This is a genomic window from Pirellulales bacterium (genome assembly GCA_019694455.1).
Lineage (GTDB): Bacteria > Planctomycetota > Planctomycetia > Pirellulales > JAEUIK01 > JAIBBY01.
Map to the genome: position 1 here is coordinate 17,731 of JAIBBY010000059.1, position 10,165 is coordinate 27,895.

General features: G+C 63.5%; 7 protein-coding genes. 5 read left to right on the top strand and 2 right to left on the bottom strand.

The annotated features are described in order from the left end of the window. Window positions 1-9: 9 nt before the first annotated feature. Complete coding sequence (locus K1X71_18220; protein MBX7075082.1) at window positions 10-2,001, bottom strand: DNA topoisomerase VI subunit B; 1,992 nt, start codon at window positions 1,999-2,001, stop codon at window positions 10-12. A 666-nt stretch (window positions 2,002-2,667) separates the two neighbouring features. On the opposite strand from K1X71_18220, the gene K1X71_18225 reads away from it, so the two are divergent. Together K1X71_18225 and K1X71_18230 are read left to right on the top strand one after the other, a co-directional pair. Further along, window positions 2,668-3,006: a hypothetical protein gene (locus K1X71_18225; GenBank protein ID MBX7075083.1), complete on the top strand. Its 339-nt coding sequence runs from the start codon at window positions 2,668-2,670 to the stop codon at window positions 3,004-3,006. A 24-nt stretch (window positions 3,007-3,030) separates the two neighbouring features. Continuing rightward, on the top strand, window positions 3,031-3,411 hold the full coding sequence (locus K1X71_18230; GenBank protein MBX7075084.1) for a hypothetical protein: 381 nt from the start codon (window positions 3,031-3,033) through the stop codon (window positions 3,409-3,411). Between the two features lie 364 nt (window positions 3,412-3,775). Here the strand turns inward: K1X71_18230 and K1X71_18235 are convergent, their stop codons facing one another. After that, entirely contained in the window at window positions 3,776-5,674 is a 1,899-nt protein-coding gene (locus K1X71_18235; protein MBX7075085.1) for a thioredoxin family protein, read from the bottom strand. A gap of 244 nt (window positions 5,675-5,918) precedes the next feature. On the opposite strand from K1X71_18235, the gene K1X71_18240 reads away from it, so the two are divergent. The 3 genes from K1X71_18240 to K1X71_18250 form a co-directional block, all read left to right on the top strand. Continuing rightward, on the top strand, window positions 5,919-6,947 hold the full coding sequence (locus K1X71_18240; GenBank protein ID MBX7075086.1) for an ROK family protein: 1,029 nt from the start codon (window positions 5,919-5,921) through the stop codon (window positions 6,945-6,947). A gap of 291 nt (window positions 6,948-7,238) precedes the next feature. Next, window positions 7,239-9,050 carry a translation elongation factor 4 gene (lepA, locus tag K1X71_18245; protein MBX7075087.1) on the top strand — a complete coding sequence of 604 codons (1,812 nt, stop codon included), beginning with the start codon at window positions 7,239-7,241 and terminating at the stop codon, window positions 9,048-9,050. Between the two features lie 233 nt (window positions 9,051-9,283). Continuing rightward, window positions 9,284-10,165 (top strand): hypothetical protein (locus K1X71_18250; protein MBX7075088.1); only part of this gene is annotated, 882 nt, incomplete at its 3' end.

Genomic DNA, 10,165 nt, shown 5'->3' on the forward strand with positions numbered 1-10,165 from the left:
GGGTCTCTACTACTTTTTGGCTGCGCGTGGTTTTTTGGCGTCGCGCGACTTGCTGGCTTCACTGGGATCGGCGTCGGCGGCTGTTTCCGCCGGCGCGGGGGTGCGGTCGATGATCAAGACGTTGTCGCCAAAATCTTGCTCGTCGTCGGAGTCTTCGGCGACAAAGTTGCCTTTGCGATCGACCTTCATATCGGCGTGCAGCGTTTTGGTTTTGGCCACTTCGCACAGGCGTTCGTAAAGCGACGAGGTGCGATTGTCGGCGTAGTTTTCGATTTGGCCGACGGCCTGGGCGATTTCGCCGAGATACTTGAGGAACGTGTTGCGCCGCTCGCCCGCCTCGCGCACCCGCAGGCGGCGCCGCATGTACATGCCGAGCTTGCGGCCGATGGCCTGTAGCGCCAGCCGCAATTCGCGCTGAATCTCTGGATAGCCGGCGATGGCCTCCTTCGACTCGCTGGTGAACGGCACCCACACGCTGGCCATGTGCACCATGATGGTCACCGGGCCGCTGGGCAATGAGTTGCGCGATTGGGTTAGCCCGTAGGAGCGCCAGCCGGTGCCGATGACGGTTTGGGTGATGGCGCAGGCGGCTTGTTGAAATTGCAGCGGCACGCGGTTGGCGTAGCGCAGCACGCTCATGGTCTGCCCTTCGTCGAGATTGACGTTGCGCAGCGCCTCGTGCAGTTTGGCGATCTCTTTGGGTTTGAGTTTGGCAGGCGTTTGGCGGGCGCCGAACTCGGCCTCTTTGAGAATCTTGTTCGCCCCTTCGCTGCCGACCCCTTGAAAGGTGCTGGTCAAAAACTGGCGCAGCGTGCGGGCGTCGCTCTCGTTGAGGAACTCGGTGAGTTGCTCGAGCGTGATCTTGGTGGCGTTGTTGGCGCCGCCGTAGGCGAGCGCGGCCTCGATCACGAACGGGTTGCCGCGATAGACGGCCGGCGGCCGAGTGACGGCGACGTAGAAGTCTCCCGGCACCACCTGATGCAGTCCCTTGAGCAAGCGCTGCTCGCCGATCGGCACCACGCAATCGGTGGACGGCGGCGGGATTTTGGTCTCTTGCAGCGACTTGTAGAGTGCTTCTCCCTCGTGGCGGCCCACGCGATGGACGTTTGCCCGGGTGCTGAGCTTGGCGGCTTCGCAGACGCGCTTGGCGGTGCTGGTGCTGACGCGCGAAAACGAGGTGTTGAGAAACTGCGACACCGACATCGGCTTGGCGTCTTTGAGCATGGTGACCAGTTGGCCCAGCTCGATGCCGTAGGGATGCGGCAAAATCTCCTTGGCCTCGGGGGGCAGTTCTTCGGTCGAACGCGAGTAATCGCTGGAGTTGTTTTCGGGATCGACATAGTGCAGTTGCACGTGCGGATTGGCGATGCAGGTCTGCTCCAGATATTCATCGACGCTGCCGCGGCCGCGCTGGTAACGGGCCTCCAGCTCGATGGTCACGCGCGTGCCGTGATCGACCTCGATCCACTCGATGCCGTGCTTTTCCATGGTCGCCTGGCCGGCGTCGCCCGGCGGCACATCGACCCCTTCGCCCTTGCCGTTCAAGATCTCGGGGCGGTTGACCTTGGTGTCGATGGCGATCTCGTAGTAGTGCGCGGGTTTCTTCTTGGACACGCGCGACATGATCTTGACCGGCTTGCCGGTGGTGAGCAGGCCGTACATGCCGGCGGCGCTGATGCCGATGCCTTGCTGGCCGCGGCTCATGCGCAGGCGATGGAACTTCGACCCGTAGAGCAGTTTGCCAAAGACGTTGGGGATTTGCTGCTTGAGGATGCCGGGGCCGTTGTCTTGCACGCCGACGCGAAAGCGGTTTTCGCCGGTTTGCTGAATGTGGACCCAGACCTCGGGCAAAATGCCGGCCTCTTCGCAGGCGTCGAGCGCGTTGTCGACTGCTTCCTTGACGGTGGTGAGCAGCGCCTTGCGGGGGTTGTCGAAGCCGAGCAGGTGGCGGTTTTTGGCGAAGAACTCGCTGACGGAGATATCGCGCTGCTTGGTGGCCATGCTCTCGGCGGTGGCGCGGCGCTTGGCGCCGCGAGGCGCCAGCGCGGCGGCGTCGCCATTGGTGGCGTGGCCATTGCTGTGCGCAGCGGGCGACTCGACGATTTCGGCATCGGCGGCTTCGTCGATCGTGGCGACAGCGGTCTTGGCAGCAGCGGATTTGCGGCGCGAGCTTTTCGGGGGATTGGACTTGGCCAAAGATTCGGCTCCCAAACGTCTGGCGGAGATGAACCAGCGCTCGACAAGTTTCCGTCATCGAGCCAGGGCGGGGTAGACCGGCGACGGCAGACCGGAAAAGTTTGCCCAATCGGTCGAGCCGCATGTCCGGCGTCCGTGCCGCGGTTCGCCTGGCAAAGCGGCCGTTGGCGACCGGTTCGCGCGGTGATTCGCGTCGTAGGGATTGTAGGGTTTTTGTGGCCGCGATAGTACCCCTGATCGGACGCTAATCTTGACGCAGCAAGCACTTTCGCGCGAGCCGCCAAACAAAGATTCAAACCTTTCACCGCTAGAAGCCGAACTTGAAAAGGCGGGGCGCGAGCCAAGCCTGGACTCGCTCGAAAAGACTCCGCCGCCGGTGGCCTGACCGGCCCCAGACCCACCCCTTGCTGGGAGCGACCCCGCCGCCTGAAGGGGCGCCGCTCTAGCGACACACCGCATCAGGAGCCTGTCATGCAACGCGCCTGGAAGAGATTGCTGCGCGCGCTGATCGCGCCGGCCATCGCCATTGCCGCGCTGACCGCGGCCGACGAGGCCCGCGCGCAAGGAATTCAACCGCCGCACTCGCAACCGTATTTGTTCTTCAACTACTACCAGGCCCCGAACCCCATGGGTGGCGTCGGCGCCGCGATGTACCCCGCGCCCAACACCACCATTCCGCCGCGGGTGGGGCACACTTACATCACGTACCAACCGCTCTCACCGCACGAGATGATGTACTGCCACGGTCGCACGTATTACCGCTACCATCCGGGGGCGGGCTATACCAAGGCGAAAGTCCTGTGGTGGTAGACCAGACTTTCTGGAAAGGCCGCTATGAATCGACGCACTTGGTGGACCCGCGCCCTGTTGGCCGTGGCGGCGCTGGCCACGCTCGACGCCACGTCCGCGCAGGCTGGCGAGAACACGCTGCACGGCGCCAGGTACTTTCGCCGCTCGCAGGCTTACACCTGGCACGGCGATCACTATCACACGTCGTACGGGGCGCCGGTGGCGCTGGTGGTGCCCCCCACCGCCGAAATGCAAACTAACTACCACTGGGGGGTGGCGGGCTATCGCACCTCGCCGATCTACCATCAGTACCGGCGCGGCTATCCGGGCATGGTGGGCGTGCCGGGAGCGTATTTCCGCCCCACGCCGCAATGGCCCAGCGACACCGACCAGTTTGGTGTGTATTACATCCGCGCGCCGTGGTGAGACACCACAGCAAGCACTAGCAGTTACCTTCATCGGGGGTCGTTGGCGGATACCAGGCGTCGCCAGCGAACCCCCGATTTTTTGCGCACGGGGCAGGGGAGAGTCGGGGTTAGTCGGGTCCGGCAGACCTCGCCCGGCGCCAGCGACGAAAATCATCGCCCAGCCGAGAATGAACCGATCTATTGGATAGCCAGTGTCGTCTTTACGTCAGACAAGATGCGACGGAGACGACCGGCGGAGGGACCGAGCCATGTCGCGCGAAGTAATCTCGATGTGCTTAGGCGCCTTGCCGGTCATTGTGCTCGTGCTGGCGATCATCATTCGGCCGAACGCCTGCCCGCGCAAATTGCATTAGCCGAGTCGACTAGCGATTGGCGGCGCCGGCCGGGCGGGGCAAGGCAGCGGCGGAGTTGGGCTTGCGCCTTTCGCGCGAGGTGGACGAATCGCCACTGGTCTTGCGGGCCCTTGGCTTATCAACGACGCGGCCGGCGGTGTCTGCTTCGCGCGGCACGGCGACATCGGCGAAACCGATCATCATTTCGTCTGAGGTTTGTTCGCCAAAGGTGACAGGTTTGTCGGGGTTGGGGTTCGACGGGTTGCTTTTCGAATTGTCGAACAGCGCCTCGCAGCGCAGTTCGGTTCCCTTGGGCAGCAGTTTGGGCTCGGCCAGTTCGTAGCTGTTCTGCCAGTTGAAGTCGTAGTGCGGCACGTCGAGCAAAATTTCTTGCTTGCCGTCGGGGTAGCGGGCGGTGTAACGGAACGCCTTGCCGCGCAGGTGCATGTGCGGATAGAGCGACACCAATTGCGTGTCCTGGCGGAAGGTGCGCAGCGCGTCGACCGGGTAGTCGTCGGCGCCGGGCGGAATCTTGAAGATGATGTTCATGGCCGCTTCGGTGCGCACCACGGTCTTGACCGTGGCCGGATCGACGTAAACCAAGCCCACGCTGCTCAAGTCCTCGGTCTCGCGCCCGTTGGGGGTGTAGTGCATCTGGAACTTGAGCTTCGAGCCCTTGGGGATGCGCTTGGCGTAGCCGTCGGGCAGCACCATGGGGCGGGCGCCCGGCGCGGTGGCGACCAGGAAGCCATCGAAGCTGATGGCGTTCTTCTTCTCTCCTGGCGGTTCGATGAACACGATAATGTGATGCACTACGGCGCGGTTGCCGGCTCGCGCCTCGGCGGCCTGCACCCACTTGTCTTCGGTGAAGCCGGGATCGACGGTGAAGTACTTGTATTCAATCTCCCCTTCCGCCGGCACTTTGAAGGGCTTTTTGTCCTTGTTCATGTAAAAGACTTGCTTGCGCTCGCTCAGTTGCCAGCCCTTGGCGAACTTGGGGGGCGTCGGCGCCTTGCTCAGATCGCCGGGCGGACAACCCGCGTCGACCCAATCGAGGATCAACTTTTTGTCGGAATCTGTCAGGCGCGAGTCGTTGGAAAACTGGCCGTGCTTGGGATCGGCGTGCCAAGGGGGCATGCGCTCTTCGGCCACCACCTCGCGGATCATGTCGCCCCAGCCTTCAAAATCTTCGTACTTGACCATGGAGAAGGGCGCCACTTCGCCCGGCCGGTGACACTCGACGCAGTGACGATTGAAGATGGCGGCCACATGCTCGGAGTAGTTCACCCCGGCATCGGGCTTGGGCTCTGGCGCGCGGCCGATCAGGCAGCCCATGAAGTCGGTCTTCGGCACGGTGACCGGTTTGTCGGCCAGCACCTCGTCGATGGCCATCGCCAGATCGCGGCGCTCCGGCTTGGGGCGCTTGAAGCTCACCCCTTGATGGATGCCATATTGATCGTCGATGCGGCCGCGATAGCGCACCACATGCTGGCGGTCGAGCACAAAGACCTCTGGCGTGCGGGTGGCGCCGAAATGATCGGCCACCATGTTCTTGACGTCGCGCAGCACCGGAAACGTGATGCCCATCGACGACACGAACCGCACTAGCTCGGGCTTGGTGTCTTGATGATTGGAGTCGATCGCCAGAAAGGCCACGTCCTTCGACTCGTACTCCTTGGCCAAGTCGGTCAGGCGCATGCCATAGAGTTGCACCAGCGGACATTCGGTGCCGATGAAGGCGACCACCGTCACCTTGCCTTCGGTGTGCTTGGCGAGCGACACCTTTCGCCCGCGATGGTCCTTGAGGGCGAAGCTGCGAATCTCGATGCCGACGCCGCTGCGGTCGGCGGCGGCATCGGCTGCCGATGATGGAATGGCAACAGACAGGCTGACCGCCAGGGCCAGCCCTGCGAGAAGGGCGTGCTTCATATTTTGTGAGGCCAGCCGCGGACAACCATGTCTGAGGTGGCCAATTCTCCCTGTTTCCGGTTGGAAACTTGATTATTCCATGCCGCCAGCGCGATGCAAGCTTTTTCGAGAAAAGCTGTTAGAAATGGGCGTGCGACGCTGCTTCGCGTCACGCACCGGCTGACTTCACGGCCTTGTAACGACTTTTTATACTTCGGCCAGGGGCGCAGTCGATTACCCCACCTTTTGGTAGGCGCAGTAGTTCATGCCCGAGCCGAGTCAATTCATCAAGCGCGCCGACGCCGTGGCGCCGTTTTTTGCTGGCGTCGATCTGGGGGGGACGAACATCAAGGTCGGCATTGTCGATGACCGGGGACGCACGCTGAGTCACCTGAGCGTGCCGACCGAGCGCGAAAAGGGGGGGGAGGACGGCGCGCGGCGGATGGGGCTGGCGGTTCACGAGGCGGCCCGGCAAGCGGGGCTCAAGGAGAACGAGATCGCCCGCGTCGGCCTGGGGTCGCCCGGCACCATGGACATTCCGGCGGGCATGTTGCTGGAACCGCACAACCTGGGGTGGATGCAGTTTCCGATTCGGGACCGGGTGAGTCATTACGCCGGGCTGCCGGTCACTTTCTCGAACGACGCCAACGCGGCGGCTTATGGCGAGTTTTGGGTGGGGGTCGGCGCCGAGCATCACAGCATGGTCTTGTTCACGCTGGGCACCGGCATTGGCTCGGGCATCATCATCGGCGACTTGATGATCGACGGCGAGCACAGCCACGGCGGCGAGTGCGGGCATATCATCATCGACTACAACGCCGACGCGCGGGTGTGCCCTTGCGGTCAGCCAGGGCACTTGGAGGGGTATGCCAGCGCCACGGCGGTGATTGCCCGCACCGATGAGGGACTCAAGGCGGGGCGCAAGTCGTCGCTTAGCGCACGGGTGGCGGCGGGGGAGGAACTGACGCCGCTGATGCTGGCGGAGGAGGCCGAGAAGGGGGATGCCTATTCGCTGGAGGTCATCCTGGAGACTGCCCGCTATTTGGGGATTGGGACGGTGACCTTGATGCACACCATTGACCCGGATGGCGTGGTGTTTGGCGGGGCGATGACGTTTGGCGAGCACAGCACGCCGCTGGGGCGGCGATTTTTGGCTCGAATTCAGGAAGAAGTGGAGCGTCGCGCCTTCCCTGTTTTGGCGGCGAAAACAAAAATTGACTATGCCTCGTTGGGGGGCGACGCCGGCTACATCGGGGCGGCCGGGGTGGCCCGACTGGAATATCGCCGGCGCTAGCAGTCGCGCTGCTGCGGCTCGCAAAATCACGACCTATGTCGCGATTTTGTGAATTGCTTCCTGCAATTCGCGCTGCCCGACGCATCATTCCCCGGACTGCTCGGCGGCCAAACCGGCGTAACGGCTGACAAAACCGCCTATCGGTCGCCCCCGGCGTTCGGCTACGATTGCTCTTCCTGCCGAGATTTTCTGTATCGCAAGCCGGCCAGCGCCACGGACGGCGGCCGAAGTGACGCTCCCCGCCTGTGGCCCACCCGCGGCCCAGCGCCACCCACCAAGGTTTTTACGCAAGTGTCGAAGATCGACTGCCAACATATCCGCAATTTTTCGATCGTGGCGCACATCGACCACGGCAAGAGCACGCTGGCCGATCGGCTATTGGAGAAGACGTCCACGGTGGCGCAGCGCGACATGCGCGACCAGATGCTGGACGATATGGAGTTGGAGCGGCAGCGCGGCATCACGATCAAGGCCCGCGCGGTGCGCATTCGGCACAAGTACCAGGGGGAGTCGTACGAACTGAACTTGATCGACACGCCGGGCCACGTCGATTTTCACTACGAGGTGTCGCGTAGTCTGGCGTGCTGCGAAGGCGCCATCTTGCTGGTCGACGCGTCGCAAGGCGTCGAGGCGCAAACGGTGGCCAACGCATACGCGGCCATGGAGCACGACCTGGCGATTGTGCCGGTGCTCAACAAGATCGACATGCAAAGCGCGCGCAAGGACGAAGTGATCCAAGAGATGCACCAGAGCCTGGGCATCGACGAGGAGACGGTGCTCGCGTGCAGTGGCAAGACGGGCGCCGGTGTCGAAGAGTTATTGGCGGCGATCATCGAGCGGGTGCCGGCGCCGAGCGGCGACCCACAAGCGGTGCTCCAGGCGATGGTGTTCGACTCGCATTACGACGAATATCGCGGCGCGATCATTTACATCCGGCTCATGAACGGCACGGTCAAGAAGGGACAGAAGATTCACCTGCTCAAGGCCAACACCACCTACGAGGTGCTGGAGTTGGGGCAGTTTGTTCCGGCGCGGCAGGCGTGCGAGCAATTACAGGCCGGTCAGGTGGGCTACCTGATCTGCAACATCAAATCGGTGAACGACGTTCACATTGGCGACACCGTCACCATCCCCGGCGACGTGAAGGCCGAAGCGCTCCCCGGCTACGATGAACCGAAGCGGATGGTGTTTTGCGGGCTGTACCCCTCGGAGGGGCAGGACTTTGAGGAGCTGCGCGACGCGCTGACGAAGTTGGCGATCAACGATCCGAGCTTTGAGTTTGAGCCGGAAACGAGCGACGCGCTGGGGTTTGGCTTTCGCTGCGGGTTCTTGGGCCTGTTGCACATGGAGATTGTGCAGCAGCGGCTGGAGCGCGAGGCCGATCTCGACCTGGTGCAAACGGCGCCGAACGTCACCTATCAGATCGTCACCAAGAAGGGGGAGACGCTCGAGGTCTACAATCCGCAAAAGGTGCCGGAGGCGGGCGCGATCGAGGAGTTTCGCCAACCGATCGTGCGCGTGAACTTTGTGTTGCCGATCGACTCGATCGGCCCGGTGATGCAGCTTTGCACCGACCGTCGCGGCAACTACATCAAGACCGAGTACCTATCGAGCACCCGCGCGATACTGACCTACGACTTGCCGCTGGCCGAGGTGATCTACGACCTGCACGACAAGCTGAAGAGCGTGACGCGCGGCTACGGCACCATGGACTACGAGGTGCTGGGGTATTTTCCGGCCGACCTGGTGCGGCTCGACATCTTGGTGGCGAGCAAGCGCGTCGACGCGCTATCGATTGTCTGCGATCGGCGCGACGCCGAACGTCGTGGCCGCGCCGTGGTCAAGAAGCTGCGCACCGAGATCGACCGGCACATGTTCGAGGTGGCGATTCAGGCGGCCGTGGGGACGCGGGTCATTGCCCGCGAGACAATCTCGGCGATGCGCAAGAACGTCACCGCCAAGTGCTACGGCGGCGACATCTCCCGCAAGCGCAAGCTGTGGGCCAAGCAAAAAGAGGGCAAGAAGCGGCTCAAATCGATCGGCAACGTCGAGATTCCGCAGAAGGCCTTCATGGCCGTGCTCGACACGGGGGCCGAGAAGTAGCGCCGCGCGCGGTACCGATCGCTGTCTTGGGGATCGCGTTCTAACGCCTGATCCGATTGCAGCGGGGCAGCGTCTTATTTCTCCCAGTTTTGGGGGACCTGGCCGGTTGCGCAAAGCTTGCCAGCTCGCGGCGGCGGCAATTACGATCGAAATTACGCCAACGGCTCAGGGCCGCGCTGGCGTCGCTGCTCATCATGAATTTCCCGCCGCTTCTCCTCTGGGAGTCATCGCACATGTCGCGGTTACTGCTTTCGCTCGTGGTCGCCGGGTCTTTGGCCTGTACTTCGCTCGCGGCGGCGCAAGACGCCGTGCTCTCGGAACTTTACGGGCAGGCGGTCCACGCCTATTTTCGCTGCGACACGTTCAAGGCGTTCGAGACCCTCACACAGGTTATTCAGGCTGGTAGCCGCGATCCGCGCGTGTATTACTTCCGTGGCCTGGCCTACGAGCAGATGGGGCGCGACTACGAGGCCGAGGATGACTATCGCACTGCCGCCGCGATGGAAATGGCGGATGCCGATCACTTTTACAACGTCAGCCGAGCGCTGGAGCGCATTCAAGGCACGCAGCGCCGGCGCATCGAAAACTTTCGGATCCAAGCGCGACTGGAAGCGCTGGAACAATCGCGAACACGACAGCGCGAGCGCTACGAGGATATTCGCCGCACTGAGCCCGATGTGACGATTCCGGTGCCGCCGGCGCCATTGACGCCCGACGAGGCCATTCGCGAAGAGGAGTCGGAAACGGACATGCCGATTCCGGCCGATGAGCCCGCCGTCGAGCCGATGCCGCCGGCTGAGGAGCCTGTCGCGCCGGCCGACGAGCCGGACATGCCGGCGGACGAGCCGGCGCCGCCAGCGGATGAACCGGCCGCGCCGGCCGAAGACCCGCTTGCGCCGGCCGAGGAGCCAGCGCCGCTGGAACCCGCCCCCGCGGACGAACCGGTGACCGAGCCCGAGATGGAAGCGCCGGCCGATGCGCCGGCGGCGCCGAGCGATACGCCGGCCGATCCATTTGCGCAGGTCGAGGTCGAGCCCGCCGCGCCACCCGCCGCGCCCCCGGCGGAGGCGCCGACTGAACCGGCCGCTGAAACCCCGGCCCCTGCGGCTGCGCCA

Excerpts from the sequence above, each read along its gene's own strand:
- K1X71_18225 (MBX7075083.1), top strand. The coding sequence starts at position 2,668 with ATGCAACGCGCCTGGAAGAGATTGCTGCGCGCGCTGATCGCGCCGGCC.
- K1X71_18235 (MBX7075085.1), bottom strand. The coding sequence starts at position 5,674 with ATGAAGCACGCCCTTCTCGCAGGGCTGGCCCTGGCGGTCAGCCTGTCT.
- K1X71_18230 (MBX7075084.1), top strand. The coding sequence starts at position 3,031 with ATGAATCGACGCACTTGGTGGACCCGCGCCCTGTTGGCCGTGGCGGCG.
- K1X71_18220 (MBX7075082.1), bottom strand. The coding sequence starts at position 2,001 with ATGGCCACCAAGCAGCGCGATATCTCCGTCAGCGAGTTCTTCGCCAAA.
- K1X71_18240 (MBX7075086.1), top strand. The coding sequence starts at position 5,919 with ATGCCCGAGCCGAGTCAATTCATCAAGCGCGCCGACGCCGTGGCGCCG.